This is a genomic window from Micromonospora sediminicola (genome assembly GCF_900089585.1).
Lineage (GTDB): Bacteria > Actinomycetota > Actinomycetes > Mycobacteriales > Micromonosporaceae > Micromonospora > Micromonospora sediminicola.
The window spans coordinates 677,050-702,063 of record NZ_FLRH01000003.1; the positions used below are offsets into that span (position 1 = coordinate 677,050).

The 25,014-nt window shown below is 72.8% G+C and carries 24 protein-coding genes and 1 tRNA gene; 18 read left to right on the plus strand and 7 right to left on the minus strand.

Going from position 1 to position 25,014, the window contains the following annotated elements; all coding sequences use genetic code 11:
* Positions 1–95 precede the first annotated feature (95 nt).
* The 6 genes from GA0070622_RS32955 to GA0070622_RS03640 all read left to right on the plus strand — a co-directional run bounded on the left by GA0070622_RS32955 (position 96) and on the right by GA0070622_RS03640 (position 4,657).
* Positions 96–530, plus strand: coding sequence for a hypothetical protein (locus GA0070622_RS32955; RefSeq protein ID WP_245666121.1), 435 nt, complete (start codon positions 96–98; stop codon positions 528–530).
* Positions 527–1,366: a helix-turn-helix domain-containing protein gene (locus tag GA0070622_RS03620; protein ID WP_091568524.1), complete on the plus strand. Its 840-nt coding sequence runs from the start codon at positions 527–529 to the stop codon at positions 1,364–1,366. Before GA0070622_RS32955 ends, GA0070622_RS03620 begins: the two co-directional genes overlap by 4 nt.
* A complete protein-coding gene (locus tag GA0070622_RS03625) occupies positions 1,366–1,659 on the plus strand; it encodes a hypothetical protein (RefSeq protein WP_091568528.1) in 294 nt (97 codons plus the stop codon). The genes GA0070622_RS03620 and GA0070622_RS03625 overlap by 1 nt, the downstream gene beginning before the upstream one ends.
* Positions 1,649–3,211 carry a replication initiator gene (locus GA0070622_RS03630; protein WP_091568531.1) on the plus strand — a complete coding sequence of 521 codons (1,563 nt, stop codon included), beginning with the start codon at positions 1,649–1,651 and terminating at the stop codon, positions 3,209–3,211. The genes GA0070622_RS03625 and GA0070622_RS03630 overlap by 11 nt, the downstream gene beginning before the upstream one ends.
* A gap of 67 nt (positions 3,212–3,278) precedes the next feature.
* Entirely contained in the window at positions 3,279–3,497 is a 219-nt protein-coding gene (locus GA0070622_RS03635; protein ID WP_091568535.1) for a helix-turn-helix domain-containing protein, read from the plus strand.
* Positions 3,494–4,657, plus strand: coding sequence for a site-specific integrase (locus tag GA0070622_RS03640; RefSeq protein ID WP_091568540.1), 1,164 nt, complete (start codon positions 3,494–3,496; stop codon positions 4,655–4,657). Before GA0070622_RS03635 ends, GA0070622_RS03640 begins: the two co-directional genes overlap by 4 nt.
* 65 nt (positions 4,658–4,722) lie before the next feature.
* On the opposite strand, the gene GA0070622_RS03645 is transcribed toward GA0070622_RS03640, so the two are convergent.
* Both GA0070622_RS03645 and GA0070622_RS03650 read right to left on the minus strand, forming a co-directional pair.
* Positions 4,723–4,799 (minus strand) — tRNA-Pro (locus GA0070622_RS03645).
* 135 nt (positions 4,800–4,934) lie between these two features.
* A complete protein-coding gene (locus tag GA0070622_RS03650) occupies positions 4,935–5,828 on the minus strand; it encodes a metallophosphoesterase (RefSeq protein ID WP_091568544.1) in 894 nt (297 codons plus the stop codon).
* Positions 5,829–5,853: 25 nt separating this feature from the next.
* Between GA0070622_RS03650 and GA0070622_RS03655 the strand changes: the two genes are divergently transcribed.
* Entirely contained in the window at positions 5,854–6,309 is a 456-nt protein-coding gene (locus GA0070622_RS03655) for a GatB/YqeY domain-containing protein (protein WP_091568548.1), read from the plus strand.
* A 70-nt stretch (positions 6,310–6,379) separates the two neighbouring features.
* Here GA0070622_RS03655 and GA0070622_RS03660 read toward each other — a convergent pair whose 3' ends face one another.
* Positions 6,380–8,818 (minus strand): transglycosylase domain-containing protein, encoded by a 2,439-nt coding sequence (locus GA0070622_RS03660; RefSeq protein WP_091576836.1) that lies wholly within the window; start codon positions 8,816–8,818, stop codon positions 6,380–6,382.
* A 404-nt stretch (positions 8,819–9,222) separates the two neighbouring features.
* Here GA0070622_RS03660 and GA0070622_RS03665 point away from each other — a divergent pair, with 404 nt between their 5' ends.
* A complete protein-coding gene (locus GA0070622_RS03665; protein WP_046564004.1) occupies positions 9,223–9,543 on the plus strand; it encodes a WhiB family transcriptional regulator in 321 nt (106 codons plus the stop codon).
* A 9-nt stretch (positions 9,544–9,552) separates the two neighbouring features.
* Here the strand turns inward: GA0070622_RS03665 and bagB are convergent, their stop codons facing one another.
* Genes bagB through GA0070622_RS03680 form a run of 3 tightly spaced genes read right to left on the minus strand, consistent with a single transcriptional unit; the run spans position 9,553 to position 12,371 of the window.
* Positions 9,553–10,704, minus strand: a complete 1,152-nt coding sequence (gene bagB / locus GA0070622_RS03670) for an ArsA family ATPase (RefSeq protein WP_176710411.1) — start codon at positions 10,702–10,704, stop codon at positions 9,553–9,555.
* A gap of 54 nt (positions 10,705–10,758) precedes the next feature.
* Positions 10,759–11,733 carry an ATPase BagA gene (gene bagA / locus GA0070622_RS03675; protein ID WP_091568553.1) on the minus strand — a complete coding sequence of 325 codons (975 nt, stop codon included), beginning with the start codon at positions 11,731–11,733 and terminating at the stop codon, positions 10,759–10,761.
* A 26-nt stretch (positions 11,734–11,759) separates the two neighbouring features.
* Complete coding sequence (locus GA0070622_RS03680) at positions 11,760–12,371, minus strand: Rv0361 family membrane protein (protein WP_091568556.1); 612 nt, start codon at positions 12,369–12,371, stop codon at positions 11,760–11,762.
* Positions 12,372–12,705: 334 nt separating this feature from the next.
* Here GA0070622_RS03680 and GA0070622_RS03685 point away from each other — a divergent pair, with 334 nt between their 5' ends.
* The 7 genes from GA0070622_RS03685 to GA0070622_RS03715 all read left to right on the plus strand — a co-directional run bounded on the left by GA0070622_RS03685 (position 12,706) and on the right by GA0070622_RS03715 (position 20,516).
* Positions 12,706–13,149 (plus strand): hypothetical protein, encoded by a 444-nt coding sequence (locus tag GA0070622_RS03685; RefSeq protein ID WP_091576838.1) that lies wholly within the window; start codon positions 12,706–12,708, stop codon positions 13,147–13,149.
* A gap of 62 nt (positions 13,150–13,211) precedes the next feature.
* Complete coding sequence (gene sp36, locus GA0070622_RS03690; RefSeq protein ID WP_013289021.1) at positions 13,212–13,367, plus strand: Sp36 family protein; 156 nt, start codon at positions 13,212–13,214, stop codon at positions 13,365–13,367.
* Between the two features lie 64 nt (positions 13,368–13,431).
* Positions 13,432–13,893, plus strand: coding sequence for a RidA family protein (locus GA0070622_RS03695; RefSeq protein ID WP_091568559.1), 462 nt, complete (start codon positions 13,432–13,434; stop codon positions 13,891–13,893).
* Between the two features lie 118 nt (positions 13,894–14,011).
* A complete protein-coding gene (locus GA0070622_RS03700) occupies positions 14,012–14,806 on the plus strand; it encodes an MBL fold metallo-hydrolase (protein ID WP_091568561.1) in 795 nt (264 codons plus the stop codon).
* Positions 14,803–18,381, plus strand: coding sequence for an AAA family ATPase (locus tag GA0070622_RS03705; protein ID WP_091568563.1), 3,579 nt, complete (start codon positions 14,803–14,805; stop codon positions 18,379–18,381). The genes GA0070622_RS03700 and GA0070622_RS03705 overlap by 4 nt, the downstream gene beginning before the upstream one ends.
* Positions 18,382–18,518: 137 nt before the next feature.
* Positions 18,519–18,989: a hypothetical protein gene (locus tag GA0070622_RS03710; protein WP_091568566.1), complete on the plus strand. Its 471-nt coding sequence runs from the start codon at positions 18,519–18,521 to the stop codon at positions 18,987–18,989.
* 30 nt (positions 18,990–19,019) lie between these two features.
* Positions 19,020–20,516 (plus strand): serine/threonine-protein kinase, encoded by a 1,497-nt coding sequence (locus tag GA0070622_RS03715; RefSeq protein WP_091568568.1) that lies wholly within the window; start codon positions 19,020–19,022, stop codon positions 20,514–20,516.
* Here GA0070622_RS03715 and GA0070622_RS03720 read toward each other — a convergent pair.
* Positions 20,503–20,895 carry a hypothetical protein gene (locus tag GA0070622_RS03720; RefSeq protein WP_091568570.1) on the minus strand — a complete coding sequence of 131 codons (393 nt, stop codon included), beginning with the start codon at positions 20,893–20,895 and terminating at the stop codon, positions 20,503–20,505. The two genes, GA0070622_RS03715 and GA0070622_RS03720, sit on opposite strands and share 14 nt — an antisense overlap.
* 236 nt (positions 20,896–21,131) lie before the next feature.
* Between GA0070622_RS03720 and GA0070622_RS03725 the strand changes: the two genes are divergently transcribed.
* From GA0070622_RS03725 to GA0070622_RS03735, 3 genes are all read left to right on the plus strand, one after another.
* A complete protein-coding gene (locus GA0070622_RS03725) occupies positions 21,132–22,910 on the plus strand; it encodes an alpha/beta hydrolase (protein WP_091568573.1) in 1,779 nt (592 codons plus the stop codon).
* A 125-nt stretch (positions 22,911–23,035) separates the two neighbouring features.
* Positions 23,036–23,977, plus strand: coding sequence for a transporter substrate-binding domain-containing protein (locus GA0070622_RS03730; protein WP_091568575.1), 942 nt, complete (start codon positions 23,036–23,038; stop codon positions 23,975–23,977).
* A complete protein-coding gene (locus tag GA0070622_RS03735) occupies positions 23,974–25,011 on the plus strand; it encodes a hypothetical protein (RefSeq protein ID WP_091568578.1) in 1,038 nt (345 codons plus the stop codon). Before GA0070622_RS03730 ends, GA0070622_RS03735 begins: the two co-directional genes overlap by 4 nt.
* Positions 25,012–25,014 lie beyond the last annotated feature (3 nt).

A 25,014-nucleotide genomic window follows, 5' to 3' on the forward strand; every position in this document is an offset into this window, starting at 1 on the left:
CCCTTTACAAGGGATATGGGGAGCGCAAAGAAGGCCCCGACGGGATTGCGGCCCGTCGAGGCCCGGTGCATCGGCCCTCTGCGAAAGGAAACACGATGCCTGCCCAGCCTACCGTTCACCCTGCTCATTGCGCCTCGGGCAACTTCTCGGCGCTGTCTGATGCTCGCCTGCTCTCTGCTCTGGCGACGCTTCGCGACACGCTGGCCCCTGGAAAGGCGCTGAACCTGCCCGCAGTCCTCGATCGGACTGCTCTGCTGGCCTGCCTGTCCGTGCTCACCACGAACCCAACCACTGTCCCCGCACCGGACACCTCTGCCCGACCGCCGCGTCACAACTTCGCCGGCTACTGCATCATGTGCGGCCACCAGGGCTGCCAGTCCTCGGAGTGCATCTCCGACTTCACCCAGACCGCTTGGGGCGTCTGCGACCAGTGCCACGGCTACGGGGCTGACCCCGCCTCATCTCTCCCTTGTTCCTGCTGGGGCGGCCTCACCCAGGTCGATGCGGAGACGCTGGTGGTGGCCCGATGACGGCCACGTCGATCCGCCACCCTGGAACGGCGTTCGACACGCCGACTGGTGCTCACTCGCACCTGTCCCTTGCTGATCTTCGGCCCACCACCCTGCGCACCGTTATCAGTCCCTGCAACGAACGGCTCCGCGAGACTCTGCTCTCGCTCAACGAGTCGCCGGCTGACTTCGCCGCCAAGCTCGGCGTGGATCCGAAGACCGTCGAACGGTGGATCCTTAACGCCAACCGTCACCCGCACCCGCGTACCGCCTACCAGGCCGCGCGACTGCTCGATGTTGACGTCACCTACCTGTGGCCCACCATCCACGGCAACCGCACCAGCAAGATCGCTGGCACCGACGAACTCACCGCCTGCTGGCCCGGCCGGGCCACGGTCCCGCACGACCTGTGGCCCCGCCTGTTCGCTGAGGCCACCCGGCAGGTCGTCATCATGGGCGACTTCGGGCTACCCGACCTCATCCCCAACCTGCCCCGTCTCCTGGTCGCCAAGGCCACCCGGGGCGTTCAAGTGAGGGTCATCGTCAGCGACCCGCACACCGCCACCAACCCCATCGACACGGCCCGCGCCATCGCGGCCGAGGCCACCTACCTGCCGCTGGTCGACCAGGGCGTCACGGTCGCCCGCTACCCCGGCCACCTGTCCACCACGATCTTGCGGGTCGATGACGACCTGATCGTGCGAACCGGCATCGACGGCTGCCCCGCCGCCTTCGCCCCGGTCATCCACCTGCGAGCCCTGCCGAACGGGCCGCTGTCCCGGCTGTACCTGACCAGCCTCGACACCATCACCGAAACCGCCATCCCCGTCACCACGACCATGCGGGCGGTGGCCTGATGACCACCATCCCCGCTCCTGCCGGTTACCGCTGGCGTCAACCCCGGCTGATTCGGGGTTGGGAACCGGTCCAGCTCATCGGCCGTATGAAGATCCTCGCCGCCCGTGAGGGGATCGAGCTGCCGAAGACCTACCAGCTCATCCGCGACATCTACCTGTGGGAACACCACCGGGCCGACCTGCCCGCACCCGTGGCGTCCCTGCTCGGCCGGATCTTCGACGGACCCAACCCGTTCGCCACTGGCCCCATCACCCACCTACCGATGAAGGCGGCCCGCACCCGTGGCCGCTGACCTGATCGCCGTTGTCCCGGACCAGCGCACCACTACTGGTCCGGGGCTTCGGCCCCACCGCATCAGCTCGTCCGGGTCGTTCCTGGGCCGGGATGAGTCGGCGTTGCTGCGGGCTGCCGGACCGGACTACTTCGGGTGGTTGGAGCACGTCCAAGCCGCCGCGGGCTGCTCCCACCCGATCCGCCTGTCCGGGGAAATCGCCACCGTCGACCGCGCCACCGGGCAACTCCTGACCACGACTGCCACGGCCGACCTGCCGGACGGGGAGATCTACAAGCCGTGCGGCAACCGCCGTCACGCCGTCTGCCCGTCCTGCGCCCGCACCTACCAACGCGACGCCTACCAACTCCTGCGCGCCGGCCTCGCCGGCGGTAAGGGTATCCCTGACACCGTCGCCGGCCACCCGGCGGTGTTCGTCACCCTGACCGCACCGTCGTTCGGCACCGTGCACACCCGGGCCGTGAAGCGCCACACCTGCGCCGGCCGCCGCCGCTGCGACTGCCGGGCCGAACCCTGCCACCCCCGCCGCGCCACAGACCCCACCGCCCGCCCGTGCGAGCACGGGCAACCCACGGTGTGTTGGGCCCGGCACGAGGACGACGATCCCCGGCTCGGCCAGCCGTTGTGTCTGGACTGCCACGACTATGCCGGGCAGGTGGTGTGGAACCACTCCGCGCCGGAGTTGTGGCGCCGCACCAGCGAAGGCATCCGCAAACGCCTGCACGCCCGCGCCCGCCAGCTCGGTCTACCGCCGGTCGTCCAGGTGACCGACAGCGGCACGGTCCGCCGTGTAGCACCGGTCAAACCGTCGTTCGGGAAGGTCGCGGAGATGCAACGCCGGGCGGTCGTGCACTACCACGCGATCATCCGCCTCGACGGCGTCGACGTCGATCCTGACGCCATCGTGCCGCCGGTCGGCCTCGGCGTCGACGACCTGGCCGCCGCCGTGAAGCACGCCGCCGCGACTGTCGCGTTCACCACCCGCCCACACCCCACCAACCCGGCCGGGTGGCACATCACCTGGGGCGACCCAGACAAGGGCATCGACGTGCGCACCATCACCGCCGACGGCGAGGTCACCGACGGAAAAGTCGCCGGCTACCTCGCCAAGTACGCCACCAAGAGCACCGAGGCCACCGGGCACGTCTCCCGCCGCCTCGACAGCGACGTAATCGACCTCTACGCCAACGAGCACGGCACCCACCCCGAACGCCTCATCGACGCCTGCTGGACCATCGGCCAGCACCGCGACTGGCAGATGCTTCGACGCTGGGCGCACATGCTCGGCTTCGGCGGCCACTTCCTCACCAAGAGCCGCCGCTACTCCGTCACCTTCCGCATCCTCCGCGACGCCCGCATCATCTGGCGACGCACCGAACTCGGCCACGAATACGCCGAGCAACCCGAGGAAACGACCTTGATCATCGGCCTCCTGTCCTACGCCGGCTCCGGCTGGCGCACCACCGGAGACGCCCTCCTGGCTAACACCGCCGCCGCCATGGCCCGCGAGCGCCGCGAGACCGCACGAGAGGAGTTCGCCGCTGTCGCCTGACCCGCCCACCGATTCACCGTCAAGACTTGCTTGACGGTCGACCGCATAACCGGAGAGAGGACGCCCATTGCCCACCACCCTGACCGCACCCGAGAGAAAGGCGCTCTACCGCATCCCCGAAGCCATGACCCTGCTCAGCCTGTCCCGCTCGGTCATCTACGAACAGATCCGCTCCGGCCGCCTGCGCACCGTTCGACAAGGCCGAACCCGCTTGGTGCCGGCCGCCGCGATCACCGCCTACGTCGACCTGCTCGAACTGGAAGCCACGAAAGGAGGCACCCGATGACCACCCGCCGCGCCCGAGGAGAAGGCGGCCTGCACTGGGACGAATCCCGGCAACGCTGGATCGCCACCGTCACCGTCGGCTACACCCCGGCCGGCAAGCGCATCGTGCGCAAAGGCAGCGGCAAGACCAAGACCGAAGCCCGCACCAAACTGCGGGAGAAGATCCGCGACTACGAAGACGGGCTCGCCATCGCCGAGCACCACTACACCGTCACCGAAGCCGTCACTGACTGGCTCACCTACGGACTCAACGGCCGATCAGATCGCACCAAGACCAAGTGCGAGATCCTGTGCCGAACCCACATCCTCCCGGCGTTGGGCGCTCGGAAGCTGCGCGAGCTTCGCGCCCAGGACGTCGACCGGTGGCTGACCGACAAGGCCGCCACCCTTAGCACCCGGACTCTCCGCGATCTGCACGGGTGCCTCAACCGCTCGGTCAACCGAGCCATGGCCCGGGACAAGGTGAAGCGCAACGTCGTCGCGCTGTGCTCCGTCCCGCGCGGCCAGGAGGGCCGGCCCTCCAAGTCCCTGACTCTCGATCAGGCCAAGGCGGTCCTCGATGCTGCGGAGGGGACCCGGCTGCACGCCTACGTCGTGCTCTCGCTGCTGACCGGCGCGCGTACCGAGGAGTTGCGCGCCCTGACGTGGGATCGCGTGGACCTGGATGGCCGAGCCGACATCGATCCGCCGCTGCCGCCCTCCGTGCAGGTGTGGCACTCCGTCCGGGCTGGCGGCGACACCAAGACCAAGAAATCCCGACGCACCCTGGCATTGCCTGCCCGGTGTGTCTCCGCGCTGGCCTTGCACTGTCAGCGTCAGGACCAGGAGCGCAAGACTGCCGGCAAGGACTGGCATGCGCTCGGACTGGTCTTCGCCACCACGGTCGGCACTGCCCTTGATGCGGCCAACGTCCGCCGGGCCTTCCGCCGCGTGGTCACCCTGGCCGGCATGGATCCGGCCGCCTGGACTCCTCGTGAGTTGCGGCACAGCTTCGTGTCGCTGCTTTCCGACAGTGGGGTCAGCCTGGAAGCCATCGCCGACCTGTGCGGCCACTCGGGCACCACTGTCACGGAGAAGGTCTACCGTCACCAGCTCCGGCCGGTGATGCTCCAGGGCGCGGCGGTCATGGATCGCATCTTTGCGCCGACTGCTGAGGCGTAGTCACTCAGTTGGTCACCCAGGATGCACGAGAGGGCACATCCATGGATCGGATGTGCCCTCTCACCTGGTCGGGGTGGCCGGATTCGAACCGACGACCTCTTCGTCCCGAACGAAGCGCGCTACCAAGCTGCGCCACACCCCGAGGCGTGCCGACAAATAGTAGCCCACCCGCCTCCGTGGTCAAACTCGGTACCCCCGCCTCGTCGCCGGCGTCCGATCTTGGTACGCGGCCGCCCTCCCACGGGCCGGCGCGTACCAAGATCTGCCGAGCGATCCGTCAGCGGGAGATCAGGGTCAGGATGCTCGCCTCGGGCGGGCAGGCGAAGCGGACCGGGGCGGTGGGGTGGGTGCCCAGGCCGGCAGAGACGTGCAGCCAGGAGTCCGAGGCGGGCCAGCGGTGCAGCCCGCGCGCCATCGACCGGGGCAGCCCGCAGTTGGTCACCAGCGCGCCGTACCCGGGCACGCAGACCTGCCCGCCGTGGGTGTGCCCGGCGAGCAGCAGTCCGAAGCCGTCGGCGGCCATCCGGTCCAGTACCGCCGGTTCCGGCGAGTGCGCCAGGGCGATCGACAGCGCGGCGGAGTCGCCGACCGGACCGGCCACGGCGTCGTAGTCGTCCCGCTCGATGTGCGGGTCGTCCACCCCGACCAGTTCGATCTCCCGGCCGCCGGCCTTGAGCGTGGTGCGGGCGTTGTTCAGGTCGGCCCAGCCGGCGCCGGTGAGGATGTCGCGCAGTTCCTGGTACGGCAGTGCCACGCCCTCGGTGTACTCCCGGTTGGGCAGGAAGTAGGTGAACGGGTTCTTCAGCACCGGCCCGGTGTAGTCGTTGGAGCCGAAGACGAAGGCGCCGGGCAGGTCGAGCAGGGGTTGCAGGGCGCGCAGCACGCCGGGCACCGCCTTCGGGTCGGCCATGTTGTCGCCGGTGACCACCACCAGGTCCGGGTCGAGCGCGGCCAGCGAGGCCACCCAGTCCTGCTTGCGGCGCTGGCCGGGCATCATGTGCAGGTCCGACAGGTGGAGCACGCGCAGCGGTTCGGCGTCGGTCGGGAGCACCGGCACGTCGTACCGGCGGAGGGTGAACAGGTTGCGCTCGACGAGCGACGCGTATGCCAGGGTGGCCGCGCCGACGGCGGCGGTCCCGGCCGCGAGCCGGAATAGTGTGCGCTTTCGCATGGCGTTCAGGGTAGTTTCACCGTCCATGAGCACGCTGAAGGACCGTCTCACCGCCGACATGCGCGCCGCCCTGAAGGCGCGCGACGAGCTGACCACCTCCACGCTGCGGATGGCCCTCGCGGCCGTCGGCACCGCCGAGGTCGCCGGCCGGGAAAAGCGCGAGCTCAGCGACGACGAGGTGCTCGCGGTGCTGACCAAGGAAGCGAAGAAGCGGCGCGAGGCGGCGACCGCCTTCGCCGACGCCGGGCGCGCCGAGCAGGCCGGCAAGGAGACCGCCGAGGGTGAGGTGCTGGAGCGCTACCTGCCGAAGCAGCTCTCCGACGAGGAGCTGGCCGGGCTGGTCTCGGGGGCGCTCGCCGCGGGCGGCTTCACCGGCAAGGCGCAGATGGGCCCGGCCATGAAGGCGGCCCAGGGCGCGGTGGCCGGCCGGGCCGAGGGCGGCCGGGTCGCCGCCGAGGTACGCCGCCAGCTCGGCCTCTGACCGCCGCTGACCAACGGAACGGGCGGGCACCCTCACGTGGGGGTGCCCGCCCGTCGTCGTCGCTCGCCGGTCAGCCGCGTGGGCGTCCCGGCCGGCCGTTGCCGTTGCCCGGGGGAGCGGGGGGACCACCCGGGTTGGCGGTGTTGCCGGGGGTGGGCGCGCCCTGGCCGGAGCTGACCTCGATCAGGACCACGCCGCCCTTGATGGTGCGCCCGTCCGGGCTGGTGCCGGCCGCGGTGCCGGCCGGGCACTCCGACGGCACCTTGTTGCTGGAGACCACCGGCTCGAAGCCGGCACCCTTCAGCCGGGACTTCGCGGTCTCGACGGACTCGCACTTCACGCCGGGGATCGAGCGCTGGTCGCCCAGGACGATCTTGCCGTTCGGCGGGGTGAAGTCCTTCCGCTCCTTGCCCTTCATGGCGTCGCGCAGCGTCTCGTAGACCGCCGGGTTGATGCCGTTCGGCACGTCGTGGCCCATCTCCTGGGTGGTCTGGGCCCAGTCCGGGTCGGCCATGATGCCGGCCACGGCGTACTGCTTGGTCATGGCGACCAGCGAGGAGGTCTTCTCGCCGTCGGTGGTGCCGGACTTGCCGGCCACCGGCGCCTTCACGATGCCGCGGACGTTGCCGGCGGTGGCGGTGCCGCACTTGGAGGTGGAGGAGCGGTCGCCGACCGGGCAGCGGGCGGCGTCCACTGCGGCGCGGGCCACCTCGGTGCTGATCCGCTGTTCGCAGTGCGGCTTGGCGATGTCGAGCTTCTCGCCGTCCGGCCCGCGGATCTCCTGCACCGGGATCGGCTCGCAGTATTTCCCGTCGGCGGCCAGCGTGGCGTAGGCGTTGGCCAGCTCCAGCGGGGTGGTCTGCGAGACGCCGAGGCTGAACGCGCCCCACTGGTGGGCGTTGGCCGCGAGCTGAGCGTCGCTGGACGAGCGGAACGAGATGCCCATCTTCTGCGCCGCCTTGACCGCGTTCTCCGCGCCGACCCGCTGCTGCAGGTCGATGAAGAACGTGTTCACCGAGAAGCCGAAGCCGCTCCACATGGTGTGCGGGCCGGCCATCGACTTGTTGGCGTTGGTCGGACAGTACTTGCTGGTGCCCTTGCAGGCGGCCGGCGAGTTGAACTCGACCGGGTAGTCGGACTTGAACTGCTGCGGCGCGTTGATGGTGTAGCTGAGCGGGTAGCCCTTCTCCAGCGCGGCCACCAGCGTGAAGATCTTGAAGGTCGAGCCGGCCTGGTAGCCGGCGATGCCCGGGCCGCCGGTGATCAGCGGGTTCACCGTGTTCGGGTAGTTGCCCCGGATCTTCTTCTTGGCCTTGCGCGGGTCGCTGGAGAGCTTGTTCTGCGGGTTGTTCGGGTCGTCGATCTTGAAGTTCCGGTTCACCGCCACGGCCCGCACCCGGCCGGTGCCGGGCTCGATCACGGCCACCATCCGGGCCGCCTTGCTGCTCTCGCTCAGGTGGTTGCGCACCGCCTTGTCGGCGGCCTTCTGGGCCTGCACGTCGAGGCTGGTGACGATGGTGTAGCCGCCGCTCTTCAGCCGCCGCTCGCGGTCGTACGAGGTGCCGCCGAACGTCTCCTGCTGGAGCCACCAGCGGTAGAAGTAGTCGCAGAAGAAGCCCCAGGAGCGGGTGTTGGTCTGGACGCAGCCGTTCGGCGTGCGCTTGTCCTTCACCTTGAGCTTGACCTTCTTGGCGGCGTCCGCCTCGGCCTGGGTGATCGCGCCGATCTGCACCATGTTCTGGATGACGTAGTCACGCCGGCCCACCGCGTCCGGGTAGCCGGCCTTGGTGGTGGGGTTGAAGTCGGTCGGCGCCTTCACCAGGCCGGCGAGCATGGCCGACTCCTGGATGTCGAGCTTGCTCGGCGGCTTGCCGAAGTAGACCTGGCTGGCGGCGTAGATGCCGTAGGCGCCGTTGCCGAACGCGGCGATGTTCAGGTAGCGCTCCAGGATCTCGTCCTTGGAGAGCTCCTTGTCGACCTGGAGCGCCAGGCTCATCTCGCGCAGCTTGCGGGTGCTGGTGTCCTCGGTGGCGGCGACCACGTCGGCCGGGTGGGTGGCCGAGTAGGAGATGGCCAGCCGGACGTACTGCATGGTGAGCGTCGACGCGCCCTGCCGGGACGAGCCGGCGGACTGGTTGTTGACGAACGCCCGGGCCACGCCGTTGAGGTCGACGCCGTTGTGCTTGTAGAAGTCGTGGTCCTCGGCCGCGACGATGGCCTTCTGCATGTACGGCGAGATGTCCTTGAGCTTGACGTCCTTGCGGTTCTCGTCGTACATGGTGGCCAGCGGCGTCTTGCCGTCGGAGGCCAGCAGGTAGGTGATCTGCGGGGCCCGGGCCACCGTCAGTTCCTTGGGCAGCGCGCCGAATGTCTCGGCACCCGCCTTGGCGGCAAGTCCGGACATCGCCACTGCGGGGAAGGCCGCCGCGGCGACCACCACGCCGGCCAGCAGGCCACAGATCAGTAGCGATGCGGCGTTGGTAAACACGTTGTGGTCACGTTTCCGCATCCAGGTCACCTCGACAGGGTACGCGAGCAGGGATCGGCGGGCGCGCGGGGAACTTTCCCCATTTCCTGCACGCGCCGGCCTCGTTGTGCTAAACGCACGAGCCCTGGTGCGGGGTTGCGTGAGATCCGCAGAAGTGTCCTCCGGACTCCACGTGCGGCGCAGCGTTTTCCCGTACCCGAGCCGGGTAGACGGCGGGCGAAGGCCCGGGAAGCCGGGAGTGTCCGGAATGATGGATTTAGCCGACAACGTTGCGTAATCGGGCGACTACACAGCATGATGGTGGCGGCGACCGCAGCCACACGTCGTCCGCGCCGCCCTGGGGAGGCCGGGCGGACGACCGGGGGGTCCGAAGGGCTGGCTGCTCGCGCGAAGTCGGTAGGTACTGCAAGGGGGGACGTGTACAGATGGGCATGATCACTGACTGGCCGTCACTGGCGGCGTGTCAGAACGGGGACCCGGACGCGTTGTTCGTACAGGGCGCCGAACAGAACGTGGCGAAGAGGATCTGCCGGAGCTGCCCAGTTCGGTACGAGTGCCTGGCCGACGCGCTCGACAACCGGATCGAGTTCGGTGTGTGGGGTGGCATGACCGAACGCGAGCGACGCGCGCTGCTGCGGCGGCACCCGCAGGTGACCAGCTGGCGCAAGATGTTCGAGGCGGCCATGAAGAAGAACGCCAAGGAGAAGGCCGGCAAGGACAAGGTCCTGGTCACCACGGCCAACTGACCGGACCGGTCAGCTCCGGCTGATCGCCTCACCGATCGTCCGCAGCCCGTCGACGTCGTGCACGTCGGCGGGCTGCGCCGTCACCGACACCGCCGGCACCGCCGGGAACGCCTCGGTGAAGCGGGCCGCCACCTGCTGCTCGCGTACCGCCTGCTGGGCCAGCGCGGCGTGCGCGCGCAACACCTCGACGGTGCCCTCGTGCCCGCCCTCGGCCGCCAGCCGCTCCGCCGCGGCCAGGCTCTCCGCCGCGGTCAGCTCCGGCACCGCGGGCTCGTGCACCCGGTTGAGCACCAGCCCGGCCAGCGGCATCCGCTCCTCACGCAACCGGCCCGCGAAGTAGGCCGCCTCCCGGACCGCGTCCGGCTCCGGCGCCGCGACCAGCAGGAACGCCGTCTCCCCGGCCTGCAGGATCCGGTACGTCTGCTCGGCCCGCTGCCGGAACCCGCCGAACATCGAGTCGAGCGCGGCGACGAAGCCGGACAAATCGGTGAGCAGCTGCGCGCCGAGCACCTTCTGCACCACCTTCGAGAACATCCCGAAGCTCGCCGTCACCAGGCTGAACATGCTCCGCCCGCCGGTGCGCGCCGGGGCCAGCAGCAGCCGCAGCATCCGGCCGTCGAGGAACCGGGACAGCCGGGCCGGTGCGTCGAGGAAGTCGAGCGCGGAGCGGGACGGCGGCGTGTCCACCACGATCAGGTCCCACTCGCCCCGGGCGTGCAGCTGACCCAGCTTCTCCATCGCCATGTATTCCTGCGTGCCGGCGAAGGTGGAGCTCATGGCCTGGTAGAAGGGGTTCGAGAAGATCTCCACGGCCTTGGCCGGGTCGGTGTGCTGGAGCACCACGTCGTCGAACGTGCGCTTCATGTCGAGCATCATGGCGTGCAGCTCGCCGCCGCTGGACTCGACGTCGATGCCCTTGACCTGCCGGGGCGTGTTGTCCAGCTCGGTCAGGCCGAGCGACTGGGCCAGCCGGCGGGCCGGGTCGATGGTGAGCACCACCGTCCGTCGGCCGTGCTGCTCGGCCGCGCGCAGCGCCAGCGCCGCCGCGGTGGTCGTCTTGCCCACGCCGCCCGCCCCGCAGCAGACCACGATCCGCACGCCGGGGTCGGCGAGGATCTGGTCGACGTCCAGCGGAGGCGCCGCGTCTTCGGAAGGCACCAATCGAGCGTATCGGTCCCGAGGGCGTCTCTGCTCCGTGCCGGCCGCAGGTGTGAGTCAATCCGCCCGGACGAGGACCTCGGCCAGCGTCTCCAGCCCGGCCCGGTCGACCCCGTCGGGCAGCAGCGGCAGCTCGGTCAGGGGCAGCCCCAGCTCCACCAGGTCACCGCGGAGCGAGTCCTCCAGCTCACGGCGTACCCGCTGGTCGCGCGCCTCGGCGGCGAGACCGGCCACGGTCCGGGCGTCGGTCGGCAGACCGGCGGCGGACAACCCCCGCTTCAGCTCCGCCGCGGTCACCGCGCGGCCGGCGGGCACCGGCGGGCGGGCGCCGTTGACGATCACCCGGCCGACCGGGAAGCCGAGCTGGGTCAGCTCGGCGACCGCGTCGAGCGTCTCCTGGACCGGCATCTCCTCCAGCAGCGTCACCACGTGCACCGCGGTCATCGGCGAGCGCAGCAGCGCGGACACACCCTCGCTCTGGGTCTTGATCGGGCCGACCTTGGCCAGCCGCGCGGTCTCCGCCGTGACGTTGAGGAAGCGGCCGATCCGTCCGGTCGGTGGAGCGTCCAGCACCACCGCGTCGTATGCCCGACGGGACCCGCTGGTGCGGGTGGTCGCCTCCTTGACCTTGCCGGTGAGCAGCACGTCCCGCAGGCCCGGGGCGATGGTGGTGGCGAAGTCGATCGCGCCGAGCTTGCGCAGCGCCCGGCCGGCGGCGCCCAGCTTGTAGAACATGTCCAGGTACTCGAGGAGCGCCGCCTCGGCGTCGACCGCCAGGGCCCGCACCTCACCGCCGCCCGGCGCGTCGGTGAGGTGCCGCTCCTCGTACGGCAGCGGTTCGGTGCCGAAGAGCTGGGCGATGCCCTGCCGCCCCTCCACCTCGACCAGGAGGGTGCGCCGGCCCCCGGCGGCCAGCCCGAGGGCCAGCGCTGCGGCCACGCTGGTCTTCCCCGTGCCGCCCTTGCCGGTCACCACGTGCAGGCGGGCCGGCCATCCGCCGGCGGTCTCGGCCGGCTGCTCACTCGCTGCCACCCGTCGAGCCTAACCAGCCCGGCGGATCAGGCGACCTCGCAGACCCACCAACCCGTCTTCTGCACCACGGTGAAGCGCAGTTCCTGGTCGGCGACCTTCTCGTCGGCCGTGGTCATGGTGACCCGGGTGGAGACCGTGGCCCGGTCACCGGTCTGGTTGTCGACCACCGGGTTGGTCCAGCGGAACCGGGGGTTCTGGTACTGCCCGGCGTACTTCTGCACCTCGGCGACCTTGGCCGCGATCTTCCGGTCGTCGCGGGCCGCGGAGCAGACGAACGTGGCCGCCTTCTCGGCGTCCCGCTCCTGGTAGACCGCCTTGAGGAAGCCCTCCACCGCCACCTGCGGCTCCTTCGCGCCCCGGCCGTCCTCGCCGTCGCGCAGGGCGAGGAACGCGGCCGTCCCCCCGCCGCCGCAGAGCAGCACCGCCGCGGCCAGCACGAGGGAGGCGATCAACAGGGTCGGACGCTTGCGCGGCGGCGGCCCCGCCGGGTACGCCGGGTGGCCGGGACCGGACCCGGGCGGCGGTGTGGCGCCGGGGGCCGGAACGCCGGGCCCGGGCGGCGTGAGGCCGGCGGGCGCCGGCTGCGGGATCGGGTCGCCGGGCGTGCCGGTGGCGCCCCCGACGGGCGGTTGGGTCATGTGTCTCCCCCGGGTTGCGGCGCGCCCGTCGCCGCCCCAGGCGACGGGCACGGGGTCGAGGTGCGGGCGAGCGACGGCGCGCGCCCAGTCCGGAAGGGTAGCGGTCGCCGGGCCGCTTGCCAGCCCCGCGTACGCCCGTGCCGGGCGCCGCGTCGTCGTCGCGTTCCGGACCAGCCTTGTGTCGCATATGTGACTTGACGTGATCAGGCGTGCGCGTCCCGTTGCCGGGACTGGCTCCAGGTCCTACGTTCGTCGCGACGCGGGGGGCCGGACCGGGGAGGTCCCGAGCCGGACGGTGGTGGTGGTGAACAGGTACGACGCCCGGAGGCAGCGGATGCGCGACGCGGAGAACATTCCCCGAGCCCAGTTCCCCGGCGACCGGGCCGGGCGGCCCGGCGACGCCGAGGTTCCCGGCGCGGGCACGCCGTTCAACGAGCGGTCGTACCGGCCCCCGGTCGAGGTGGTCCGCACGCTGGTCCGGCCGGCCGGGCGGGGTCGCGACGAGGAGGAGCCCGGCTACGTCATCCACCTGCCGGTGCGGGTGCCCGACCTGGCGGCGGCCACCGCGCTGGCCGGGACGGTGGCCACCTCGCTGGGCTTCCTGGTCGAGCTGGACGCCGGCGAGACCACCGTCTCCACCGCCGACGACCAGAACAACCGGCACCGCGTCTTCTGCGACCTGCTGCTGCCCGACCGCAGTCGCTGCCCGCAGCGCTACGAGCACGAGGGCCCGTGCGGCGAGCCGCCCGCGCCGGAGCAGCGTCCCGCGTCCCGCTGAGGGCGGCGGACCGTAGGCTGTGCCTGACCGAAGTCCAAGTCAGGCAAGGGAGCCTTCCTCCGATGCAGAAGTGGGAATACGCCACGGTCCCGCTGCTGGTCCACGCGACCAAGCAGATCCTCGACAACTGGGGCGAGGACGGCTGGGAGCTGGTCTCCGTGGTGCCCGGCCCGAACCCGGAGCAGCTCGTCGCGTACCTGAAGCGCCCGAAGGGCTGAGTGTGAGCGCGAGGAGTGAGCCGGGGTTGCGAGCCCCGCAGTCGCGAACGAAGGACATCGACGCATGAGCAACGGACCCCACGCGAAGCTCGCCGAGCTCGGTCTCGACCTGCCCGAGGTGGTGCCGCCGGTGGCCAGCTACGTGCCGGCCGTCCAGTCCGGGCAGCACGTGTACGTCTCCGGTCAGCTCCCGATGGCCGACGGCAAGCTGCTCGCCACCGGCAAGGTCGGCAACGGCGTCTCCGCCGAGCAGGCGAAGGACCTGGCGCAACGGTGCGCGCTGAACGCGCTCGCCGCGATCGACGCGCTGGTCGGCCTCGAGAACGTGGTCAAGGTGGTGAAGCTGACCGGCTTCGTGGCCAGCGCGTCCGGCTTCACCGGTCAGCCCGGCGTGATCAACGGCGCCTCCGACCTGTTCGGGTCGGTCTTCGGCGAGGCCGGCCGACACGCCCGCAGCGCGGTGGGCGTGGCCGAACTCCCCCTCGACGCCCCGGTCGAGGTCGAGGTCATCGTCGAGGTGGCGTAACGCCCCGTCCCCGTGATCTTGCAGTTCCCGCCCCGGCACAAGCCCCAGACGGGGACAAACCCGGGGCCGGACCTGCAAGATCGCGGGGAGTGGCGGGCGGAGTCGTACGATCGCTGCCATGGGTGGGCGTGTGAGCGGGGCCGCAGGGGCGCTCGCGGATGAGCTGCCCGGGTGGGTCTCGCTGCTGCGGGCGCCGAACCCGGGGCCGATGACGCTCGACGGGACGAACACCTGGGTGCTGCGGGCCGGCCCGGACGCGCCGGCCGTGGTGGTCGACCCGGGGCCGGCCGACGAGGCGCACCTGGCCGCGATCGCGGCCCACGGGCCGGTCGGGCTGGTGTTGATCACGCACGGGCACGCGGACCACACCGAGGGGGCGCCCCGGCTGCGCGAGCTGCTCGGCGGCGTGCCGGTGCTCGCCGCCGACCCGGCGCACACCGCCGGCGGGGCGCCGCTGACCGCCGACAGCACGTTCGACACGGGCCTCGACGTCCGGCTGCTGAGCACGCCCGGGCACACCGCCGACTCGGTCTGCCTGCTGGCCGCGCACGGCGACGAGCGGGTCGTGCTGACCGGCGACACCATCCTGGGCCGGGGCACCACCGTGGTCGCCCACCCCGACGGCAACCTCGGTGACTACCTGTCCAGCCTGGAGCTGCTCTCCACGTACCGCGGGGTCCGGGCGCTGCCGGGCCACGGCCCGGCGCTGGCCGACTGCGGCGCGGCGGCCGAGTTCTACCTGGCCCACCGGCGGGCCCGGCTCGACCAGGTGCGTGCCGCGGTGGCCGCCGGCGCCGCCACCGCGCCTGAGGTGGTCGCGGTGGTCTACGCCGACGTCGACCGGTCGCTGTGGTGGGCCGCCGAGTGGTCGGTCCGCGCCCAGCTCGAATACCTCGGGGTGGAACAGCCGTGACCTGCCCGGTGTGCGGGACCGTCGCCGTGCCCGGCGCGCGGTTCTGCCACAACTGCGGGGCCGCGTTGCCGGCCGCCGCCACGCTGCCGGCCGCCGAGCGCCGGGTGGTCACCGTGCTCTTCGGCGACCTCTCCGACTTCACCTCCTGGTCGGAGGACCTGGACCCGGAGCGGGTCGGCGCGGTCACCGACCGGGTGCTGGCCGCGCTGGCCGGCGCGGTCAAGACGTTCGGCGGGCACGTCGACAAGCTCACCGGCGACGGGATCATGGCGGTCTTCGGCGCGCCGGTGGCGCACGAGGACGACGCCGAGCGGGCGGTGCGGGCCGCGCTGTCCATGCAGCGGGCGGTCCGCCGGGTGCTCGACGACGAACGGGGCGGCGGCGCGCCGCTGGGCCTGCGGGTCGGGCTCAACACCGGCGACGTGATCGCCGGGATCCAGGCGGCCATCGAGTACACGGTCATCGGCGACACCGTGAACACGGCGGCCCGGCTGGCCGACGCCGCCGCGGTCGGCGCGGTCTACGCCGGCGGGCGGACCTCCGCCGCCACCCGGCACGTGGCGTCCTGGCGGGCGCTGCGCCCGTTGCGGCTCAAGGGCAAGCGCGAGCCGGTCGAGGCGTACGAGCTGCTGGGCCTGCTGGACGCGCCGGGCACCCGCTCCGGACTCGGTGACGAGGCCCCCTTCGTGGGCCGGGAGACCGAGATCGGCCGGGTCGCCGGCCGGCTCGCCGAGGTGATCGACCGGGGTGAGCCCCGGGTGCTGCTGGTGACCGCCGAGGCGGGCATCGGCAAGTCCCGGTTCGCGGCCGAGGTGGAACGCCTCGCCGCCGGCTACGACGTCGGCGCCGGGAGGTACGCGGCGCACACCGGCGCCCGGGTGCTCTCGGTCCGCTGCGCCGCGTTCGGCGAGCGCCGCCGGCTCGCGCCCCTGGCCGACCTGGTCCGCGCGGCGGTCGGCCTGCCCAACGACGCGGCGACCGCGATCACCCGGGCCGCCGTCGAGGAACGGCTGCGCCGGCTCGGGCAGCGCCTCGCCCGACTTCCCGGCGACCTGCCGCCGATCGCCGTCGACCAGCTCCTGGCCCTGCTCGGGTACGCCGAACTGCCCGCCGGGACGGAGACCGGCGAGTGGAGCGCGGCGGCCCCGCCACCGGACGCCGAAGCGGTGCCGAACGCGGTCGCGGACCTGCTCAGCGCGCTCGCCGGGGAGGCGCCCCTGGTGATCGTGGTGGACGATCTGCACGACGCCACCGCCGAGACGGTCAAGGCGTTGGCGCTGACCCTCAACCGGCTCTCCGGCCCGGTGCTGGTGCTCCTGCTCGGCCGGCCCGAGCTGGTGCGGACGGCCGGCGCGCTGACCCGGCTCGCGGACGCCGAGGTGCACGCGCTGCCGCCGCTGCGCGGCGCGGACGCGTCCCGGCTGCTCACCAGCTACCTGGCCGGTGGCCGCCTGCCCCAGGCCGACACGGACCGGCTGCTGGCCACCGCCCAGGGCAACGCGTTCTACCTGGCCGAGCTGGTCACGCTGCTGATGGAGCGCGGCGCGCTGACCGCCGGGCCGGGTCGCGGCGCGGACGTGGGCTGGCGCCTCGCCCCCGGTTCGCTGGGCAGCCGGCTGCTCTCCCGGGACCTCGCCGCCGTGCTCGCGGCCCGGATCGACGCGCTGCCGCCGGACGCCCGCTCGGTGCTGCGGGACGCGGCGGTGGTCGGTGACACCGTGCCGGGCGGCACGCTGGAGGCGCTGCGCGAACAGCGGGTCGGGCGGGACGGCCGACCCGCCGCGGTGGCCGCGGTCGAGCTGGACCGGGCGGTCGAGGAGCTGCTGCAACGCCGGATGCTGCACCGCACCCGCACCGGGTTCGCGTTCGCCACGCCGCTGATGCGGGAGGCCGCGTACGCCGGGGTGAGCAAGGCCGAGCTGGCCGAGCGGCACGCCGCGCTGGCCCGCTGGGCCGCGCCGGAGAGCGTGGACGGGACCGGCCCGCCGGCCGGTGGGTTCACCGAGGCGGCCCGGGACGACTTCGTCGCCGAGCACGTCGAGCGGGCGACCCGGCTCGCCGACGCGGTCAAGCTCCGCCCGGACGCGCCGGCCCGGGCGGTCGCCCCGCTGGGCGTGGCCGCGCTGAGCCGGGCGGCCCGCCGGTCGCTGCGCTCCGGGGAGCCGGCGATGGCGGTCGAGTACGCCGAGCGCGCGGCCGAGCTGGCCCGCGACGGGGTGCCGCCGGCCGACCGGGTGGTGCACGCCCGGGCGCTGCTGCAGATCGGCCGCCCGGCCGACGCGCTGGCCTCGGCCGAGAAGATCGCCGCGAACACCGGCGAACCCACCATCCGGGCCGCCGCGCTGCTGCTCGCCGGGCAGGCCCAGCAGACGCTGGGCGACGCCGAGCGGGCCGAGCGCAGCTGGCAGGAGGCGTTGCAGGTGGCCACCGACGCCGAGCTGCCCACGGTGCGGGCCTCGGCGATGCGCCGGCTCGGCATGGCCGACTTCATCGCCGGCCGGCTGGGGCAGGCGAGCAGCCGCCTGGCCGCCTCCTACCAGGTCAGTCTCGCCGCGAGGGATCCGCGCGGGCAGGCCTGGTCGTTGCAGAACCTGGCCTGGGTGACCACCACCCGCGGCGACTTTGCCGGCACCGACGCGGTGCTCGGCCGCGCCGCCCGGTTGTTCGCCGAACTGAAGGACCCGTACGGGCGGGCCTGGCTGCGCGGCACCACCGCGTTCGCCCGGCTGCTGGCCGGTCGGTTGCGGGAGGCGTGCCGGCTGGCGCGGGTCTTCCTGCCGTTCGGGGAGCGGGTCGGCGAGGCGTGGGCGGTGGGCACGTTGCGGGCGGTCGAGGCGTACGCCACCGCCGAACTGGGCGACCTGGCCGAGGCGGACCGGGCGGCCCGCCGCGCCTACCGGGACTTCGCCGAGGTGGGTGACGACTGGGGGCAGGGCTTCGCGCTGGTGGTGCGCGGCGTGGTGGCCCGCGGGCTGGGCGAGCCGGAGCACGCCGCCGACCTGTTCACCGACGCGCTGGCCTACGCCGACCGCACCACCCACCCGCTGCTCACCGGGATGGCCGGCACGCTGCGCGGCTTCGTGGCTCTGGACATGGGCGACCACGAGACCGCGGAGCGGGAGGCGCGGTCGGTGCTGACCACTGTGGAGCCGCACAACCCGCAGGCTCCGGCCCAGGTCGCGCCGCGGGTGCTGCTCGCCATGGCCCGCGTCGCGGCCGGCGACCCGGGCACCGCGGTGGGACTTCTCGCCCCGGTCGCCACCGGCGCGGCGAACGCGCCGTCGCTGCTGTTCTCCCGCCGGCAGACGATGGCCCGGTACGCCGCCGCGCTCCTCGCCCACGGCCAGCGCGAGCAGGCGCTGGACTGGGCGCGGCGGGCGGTCTCCGCCCCGGCCGAGGACGTCCGCAGCCAGGTGGTGGCGCAGCTGGTCCTGGCCGAGGCGCTCGACGCCTGCGGACGTCCGGCGGAGGCGTTGGCCGGCGCCGAGGAGGCGGTGCGTCTGGCGTACGCCACCGAGCAGCGCAGCGAGCGGGCCGCCGCCGACGCGCTGCGGGCCCGTCTCGCCGGCGGCTGACCACCCACCCCTGTTCTGCCGGTTCCGGGGATGTGCTCGTCGGTGGGGCCGGTTAGCGTGGGGCGCTGCCGTCGGGATCGACGGCCACCACCGGTGTGCCCGAGCGGCCACCGGCGGACCGTTGCTGGGGAGGAACGATGAGGCTGCCGCGCTCCGGCGCCGGCTGGACGATCGCGGTCTTCGGGCTGCTGGCGCTGCTGCTCGGCGCGCTGGGCCTGATCTGGCCGGAGACGCAGCTGCGCCTGCTCGGCTTCGAGGTGCCGACGGAGCGCGCCCCCGGTGACTACACCGGCACGTTCCTCACCGCGTCCTCGATGGCCTCGTTCAACATGGGGGTCTACTACCTGCTCGCGGTCGCCACCGAGTGGCGCCCGTTCTACCGGTTCACCGTCTGGTTCCGGCTGGTCACGTTCACCGTGTTCACCATCGCGGTGCTCTCCGACGTGGCGCCGGACCGGTTCTTCGGGGTGGCGGCGTGGGAGGGGCTGGGCGCGGTCGCGACCGCCGTCGGCCTGTGGTGGGACGCCCGTCGGGCGGCCGCCGGCGCGGCCGGGTCGACCCGGCCCGACGACTCCGCGGCGGCGCCGGCCCCCGACGCGGCGCGCTGAGCGACCGGGACCGTTGGGTATTTTCGAGCCGTGACCGAGACCCCGCCCGGCGCCCTGCGGCTGCCCATCGTGCCCGGTCTGACCGATCTGAAGGTCTTTGCCCGGGGCGGTTACGCCACCGTCTACCGGGCCACCCAGATCTCCGTCGGGCGCGAGGTGGCGGTCAAGGTGGAGAACCGGACGCTGGACCACGAGCGCGACCAGGCACGCTTCCTGCGCGAGGCGCGCGCGGCCGGGCGGATGTCGTCCCACCCGCACGTGGTGGACCTCTTCGACGTCGGCGTCACCGTCGACCAGCATCCCTACCTCATCATGGAGCTCTGCGACGGCTCGTACGCGGAGCGCATGAAGACCTCGCCGCTGGGCCCGCTGGAGACCCGCGACCTCGGGGTGAAGATCGCCGACGCGCTGGCCCACTCGCACGCGGCCGGTGTGCTGCACCGCGACGTCAAGCCGGCCAACATCCTGCACTCGGAGTTCAACTCGGCGGTGCTGGCCGACTTCGGCCTGGCGGTGCTGGCCGAGGTGCGCGACGCCTCGGTCACGCTGGAGGTGCTCACCCCGGCGTACGCGCCGCCGGAGATGTTCAGCCACAGCCCGCCCAGCCCCGCCGTCGACGTCTACGCGCTCTGCGCCACGCTCTACGCGGTGATGCACGGCCGCCCGCCGCGTTGGCAGTCCGAACGCAACCCGAGCCTGGTCACCGTGCTGGAGATGTTCCAGCAGCCGATCCCGGGCCTGCCCGGCGTCCCCGACGAGCTGATCGACGTGCTCCGCCTCGGGATGTCCAACGACCCGGGCGAACGCCCCTCCGCGGTGGAACTCCGCGGCCTGCTCGCCTCGCTCCCGCTCGACCCGAACACCCCGGTGAGCGGCGTGCCGTTCCTGACTCCCGGCGGTGGCGCCGCGGGTGGCCCGCACGGCCGCGCCGGCGGGCCGAGCCCGCGACCGCCGGCCGAGCACGACCACCCGACCGTGCCGACCCGGAGCCGACGCTGGCCCCGGCGCTGGTTCCTCGGCGGGGCCGGGGTGCTCGCGCTGGCCGCGTCGGCCGCCGGGGGCGCCTGGATGGCCGGCGGAGCGCCGTCGGTGGTGTCGCCGACCCCGGTGGCCACCGGCGTGGTCGGGTCGACACCGGTGCCGGGTTGTGCCTCCGCCGACGTCCGGCTCCCCGACGGCGCGCACTGCGCAGCCGAGCTGGAGTGCTACGGCCCGGTGCGGTTGCGGCGCGACCGCGCCGAGGCGAGCCGGGTGCCGTGCGACGGTCGGCACACCTGGGAGACCTACGCGGCCGGTGACCTGCCCGTCGCGCTCACCGGGGCGGGCCACGACACGGTCGTCGCCGACCCGGCCGTCCGCAAGGTCTGCAACGTCGGCACGTTCCAGCTGGTCAGCGGCATCGGGCCGGCGGCCGGGTGGAACCTGGAGGTGCTGCCGCCCTCCTCGACCGAGCCGGGCCGCACCTACCGCTGCCTGGCCGGGCGGGGCGTGGACGCGCTCGCCAGCCCCACCCTCACCGGTCGCTGAGCCCGTTCACGGTCCGCTGCTGCCGGACGGCCCGGGGGTCGAGCGCCTCCAACGTGTCCGCGTCCACCGGATGACCGGCGGGGGTGCGCAGGTTTCGCACCGCGCGCGGGTCGATCGCCTCCAGCGTGTCGGCGTCCACTCCGTACCCCGGGTCCTGGGTCGGCCAGGTGCTCTCCGCCGGGGCCGGCGGAGGGCCGGCCTGCCGGGCCGCGGTGACCGTCACCCCGGCGACCATGCCGAGCAGGACACAGACCAGGGCCAACACGACCGAGAGGATGCCGGGCGGTCGCCAGACCGCCAGCGTCACCACCGCGACGACCGTCGCCACGGACGCGACGACGGCCTTCGCCCGCGCATCGGGCTTCGGGAACGAACTCACCCGACAAGCATGGCCCAGCGCGTCGACCTGTCAACCGCCGGCCCGGGACGGCTTCCCGTCACCCACGCTCCACTTCGGAGCGGCCAAAAGCGTCGATCGAGAAAAAATCGTTACATTACTTGGCTGTTTGCGGCGTCGGTCCGCGTTTGGGGGGCAGCTCCGGTGGCCGTCTCTCCCTAAAGTGACGGGGGTCGAGGTCTCCTCGACGGAACTGTTCCCCGACGGAAGGCAGCCTCATGCCCCGTGCAATCCGGTCCCTCGCCGCAACAGGGATCGCCGGCGTCCTCCTCGCCGGACCGGCCGTCGCGCCCGCCGCGGCGGCGACACCGCAACCGCCCGCGTACGACCGCACCAGCGCGGCCGAGGCGCGCCGGGTGGACCGCGTGCCGACGCCGAAGCTCGACTGGTACGCCTGCTACGACTACGCCGAGTGCGCCACGGTCCGGCTCCCGCTGGACTACGACAACCCGAAGGGCGCCACCACCGAGGTCGCGTTGCTCCGGGTCAAGGCCCGCGACCAGCAGCACAAGGTCGGCAGCCTCTTCCTCAACCCGGGTGGCCCGGGCGGCTCCGGCACCAGCATCGCGCTCGCCGCGCCCTACTTCCTCGGCGACGACCTGCTCGACCGCTTCGACATCGTCGGTGTCGACCCGCGTGGCGTCGAGGCCAGCTCGAACATCAGGTGCTTCCGGTCGGTGAAGGACCAGACCCGGGCGTACGCCGGGCTGAACGTCGCGTTCCCGTGGACGAAGGCGGAGGAGAAGGCGTACGTCGCCGCGTCGAAGGCGGTCGGCAAGGCGTGCTCGACCACCGGCAGACCGCTGACCGGCGCCGCGTCCACCGCCGAGGTGGCCCGCGACATGGACGTGCTGCGCCGGGCGGTCGGCGACAGGAAGCTCAGCTACCTGGGCTTCAGCTACGGCACCGCGCTGGGGCAGTACTACGCCAACATGTTCCCGGACCGCTTCCGCGCGCTCGTCGTCGACGGGGTGCTCAACCCGAACGCCTGGGTCGGCCAGGGCAAGGCCCGCGACCAGCTCCAGGAGACCCGGCTGCGCAGCGCCGACGGGGCGTACAAGGCGCTGCACGAGATCCTCGTCCGGTGCGACAAGGCCGGCCCGGAGCAGTGCGCGCTGGCGGCCACCGGCGACCCGGTCGCCGCGTACGAGACCGTGGCGAAGCGGCTGCGCAAGAAGCCGGCGGTGATCGACGACCCGGACTTCGGCTCGTTCACCGTCACCTACGCCGACTTCGTCGGCGCCACGCTCGGCGCACTCTACGACCCGTACGGCTGGACGTCCGTGGTGGACCTGACCAGCCAGCTGCTGGCCCTGACCGACCCGGCCGCCGGCAAGGCCGCCGCCGCCTCGGCCCGCCAGGCGCTCGCCGCCCGCGCGGCGCAGGCCCGCCAACAGCGGGGGTACGACTTCCCGTACGACAACGGGCTGGAGACGTTCCTGACCGTCGACTGCACCGACGCGTACCACCCGAAGAGCGCGGACGCGTGGCCGGCGCTGTCGGCCAAGGAGGACCAGCGGGCGCCGTACTTCGGGCGCGCCTGGGCCTGGGGCACCGCGCCCTGCGCCCGCAACACCTGGACCGTGCGCGACGAGGACGCCTGGACCGGGCCGTTCAACCGCGTCACCGCCGCCCCGGTGCTGGTGGTCGGCAACTACTGGGACCCGGCGACCAACTACCAGGGCGCGGTCGGCTCGGCCAAGCTGCTGCCGAACAGCCGGCTGCTGAGCAGCGACAGCTGGGGGCACACCGCGTACGGCACGTCGGCGTGCGTGACCGGCCGGATCGACACGTACCTGCTCACCGGCAAGCTGCCGGCCAAGGGCGCGGTCTGCGTCGGTGACGCGCAGCCGTTCCAGGACGAGCCGGCGGCCGACCGCGCGGACGCGTCCAAGAGCGCGCTGGCCAAGGCCGGCGAGCCCGGCCGGGGCGAGCCGAAGCGGCTGCCGCCGGTGGCGACGCCGCGGCCCGCGGTCGGCACGCTGACCGTGCGCTGAGGAACCCCCGGGGTACGGCGGGTGATCGGGCACCCGCCGTACCCCGGGCCCGGCGATGCGCGGCGCGGTGTGCGCCGACCGCTACCCTGAGTGCCCGTCGTCGTGTTCCCGATCGAGGTCGCCCGATGCCCGAGGTCTCTTCCCGCCACCGGTTCCGTTCCCTCGCCACCACGCTGGCGGTGGCGCTGACGTTGACGCTGGCCGCCGTGGCCGGCTGCGACAACCGCCGCGAGCCGCCGCTGCCCTCGGTCCTCGACAAGCTGCGCGAGTCGCACATCGACGGGCAGGCGAAGATCAAGATCGGGGTGGCCACCACCGAGCCGTTGATGGGCGAGCTGCGCAACGGCACCCACACCGGCTTCGACGTGGAGATCGCCCGCTACGTCGCCTCGTCACTCGGCTTCGAGGGTGACCAGCGGATCGAGTGGGTGTCGCTGGCCACCGAGGACCGCATCCCCGCGCTCCAGGGCGGCACCGTCGACCTGGTCGTGTCCAGCTTCTCCATCACCGAGGAGCGGCAGAAGCTGGTCAGCTTCGCCGGGCCATACTTCGTCACGACCCAGGAGGTGATGGTGCCGAAGCGGCTGCGCGACCGCGTCCGCACCATCGAGGACCTGCGCCGACCCGAGCTGAAGATCTGCACCAGCGGCGGCTCGACCACCGAGGCGGAGCTGGAGAAGCACCAGGTCCGGGCGTACGTGGTGAAGGAGGTCGGCGACTGTGTCCGGGGCATCCGGGAGGGGCGCTACGACGCGGTCAGCTCGGACGAGACCATCCTGGCCGGCTTCCTCTCCCAGTACCCGACCGAGTTCGAGATCGTCGACATGCCGTTCGGCACCAGCGAACTGCTCGGCATCGGGGTGCCGATCGGCGATCCGGCGCTGCGCGACCTCGTCGCGTTCTTCCTGCAGAAGAGCTACCTGGAGGGCCGGGACGGGATCAGCAGCCCCTGGCTGACCGCGTACAACCGCACGCTCGGGCCGTGGCTGAAGGCGGACAAGTCCCAGCCGCAGCCGCTCGACGTGCCGAAGCTCGTCGACTTCGACGACAAGGCGCCCCGGCGATGACCGCGCCGGCGACCCTGCCGGACACCGTCGAGTCGACCCGTCCCGCACCGCGGCCGGCCGACCCCGCCGAGCGCCGCGCCCGGGCCAGCCAGTCGTTCTGGACCGCTGTCGTCGGCGTGCCCGCCGTCTTCTCGGTGCTGCGGCTCGGCGTCGAGGCCGGCGGCGAGTTGCAGACCACGTTGCTGCTGGTGGCCAACGTCGGCACGGTGAACCTGCTGGCCGGCTTCCTCACCACGGCCGCCGCCCTGCTCTCCACCGCGCTGGTCGCGGTGTTCGCGCTCGGCGCGGTGCTGCGGGTCAGCGTGGACCGGATGTCGTCGGGGATGCGCCGCCCGCTCTTCGCGCGCTGGGTGGACAGCACCCCGGCCTGGTTCGCGGTGGCCAGCTTCCTGCTCGCGCTGGTCACCTGGCCGCTGCTCTACCTGCCGTTGCTGCTGCCGGCGTTCGTGGCCGCGTTCCAGCTCAGCCCGGAGCGGCTGCACGAGCAGCGGGTGCCCCGGCTGCTGCTGCTCGGCGCCGGCTTCGTCGGCTACCTCTGGCTGCTCGGGCCCACCCTGCTCGACGCCGGCCGGCAGGGGGAGGCGCTCGCGGTGGTGCTGCTGGTCGTACCCCCGGTCCTGGCCCTGTTCGTGACCGGCCCGCTGCCGGCGGCGGTGATCCGGCCGCTCGCGTCGATCACCGAGGCGGCGGTGCTGGCCATGCTGGTCTGGGCCGCGCTGCCGGTGATCAGCACGCCGGTGCTGCCGCTGACCGTGACCACCGTCGAGTCCGCGCCGGGCGTCACCGAGGACGTGCGCGGCCACGTCGTCACCGTGGACGACGTCGACGTGGTGCTGCTCCAGGAGCGCGGCGGCGTGCGCTACCTGCCGGTCGACCAGGTACGCGCCCAGGTGCTCTGCCCGAGCGAGGACGAGCTGCCCCGGCGGCAGTTGCGGGTGCGCGACTTCCACGTGGAGGACTCGCTGCTGGAGGGGCTGGGCCGCCGGGTCCGCCCGGTGCACCGCATCGACGCCGCCTGCCGCACGGTCGACTGACCG

What these genes read in the sequence shown, in the direction of transcription:
- GA0070622_RS32955 (WP_245666121.1), top strand. Translation starts at nt 96, where the DNA reads ATGCCTGCCCAGCCTACCGTTCACCCTGCTCATTGCGCCTCGGGCAAC.
- GA0070622_RS03620 (WP_091568524.1), top strand. Translation starts at nt 527, where the DNA reads ATGACGGCCACGTCGATCCGCCACCCTGGAACGGCGTTCGACACGCCG.
- GA0070622_RS03625 (WP_091568528.1), top strand. Translation starts at nt 1,366, where the DNA reads ATGACCACCATCCCCGCTCCTGCCGGTTACCGCTGGCGTCAACCCCGG.
- GA0070622_RS03640 (WP_091568540.1), top strand. Translation starts at nt 3,494, where the DNA reads ATGACCACCCGCCGCGCCCGAGGAGAAGGCGGCCTGCACTGGGACGAA.
- GA0070622_RS03650 (WP_091568544.1), bottom strand. Translation starts at nt 5,828, where the DNA reads ATGCGAAAGCGCACACTATTCCGGCTCGCGGCCGGGACCGCCGCCGTC.
- GA0070622_RS03655 (WP_091568548.1), top strand. Translation starts at nt 5,854, where the DNA reads ATGAGCACGCTGAAGGACCGTCTCACCGCCGACATGCGCGCCGCCCTG.
- GA0070622_RS03660 (WP_091576836.1), bottom strand. Translation starts at nt 8,818, where the DNA reads ATGCGGAAACGTGACCACAACGTGTTTACCAACGCCGCATCGCTACTG.
- GA0070622_RS03665 (WP_046564004.1), top strand. Translation starts at nt 9,223, where the DNA reads ATGGGCATGATCACTGACTGGCCGTCACTGGCGGCGTGTCAGAACGGG.
- GA0070622_RS03680 (WP_091568556.1), bottom strand. Translation starts at nt 12,371, where the DNA reads ATGACCCAACCGCCCGTCGGGGGCGCCACCGGCACGCCCGGCGACCCG.
- GA0070622_RS03685 (WP_091576838.1), top strand. Translation starts at nt 12,706, where the DNA reads ATGCGCGACGCGGAGAACATTCCCCGAGCCCAGTTCCCCGGCGACCGG.
- sp36 (WP_013289021.1), top strand. Translation starts at nt 13,212, where the DNA reads ATGCAGAAGTGGGAATACGCCACGGTCCCGCTGCTGGTCCACGCGACC.
- GA0070622_RS03695 (WP_091568559.1), top strand. Translation starts at nt 13,432, where the DNA reads ATGAGCAACGGACCCCACGCGAAGCTCGCCGAGCTCGGTCTCGACCTG.
- GA0070622_RS03700 (WP_091568561.1), top strand. Translation starts at nt 14,012, where the DNA reads ATGGGTGGGCGTGTGAGCGGGGCCGCAGGGGCGCTCGCGGATGAGCTG.
- GA0070622_RS03710 (WP_091568566.1), top strand. Translation starts at nt 18,519, where the DNA reads ATGAGGCTGCCGCGCTCCGGCGCCGGCTGGACGATCGCGGTCTTCGGG.
- GA0070622_RS03725 (WP_091568573.1), top strand. Translation starts at nt 21,132, where the DNA reads ATGCCCCGTGCAATCCGGTCCCTCGCCGCAACAGGGATCGCCGGCGTC.
- GA0070622_RS03730 (WP_091568575.1), top strand. Translation starts at nt 23,036, where the DNA reads ATGCCCGAGGTCTCTTCCCGCCACCGGTTCCGTTCCCTCGCCACCACG.
- GA0070622_RS03735 (WP_091568578.1), top strand. Translation starts at nt 23,974, where the DNA reads ATGACCGCGCCGGCGACCCTGCCGGACACCGTCGAGTCGACCCGTCCC.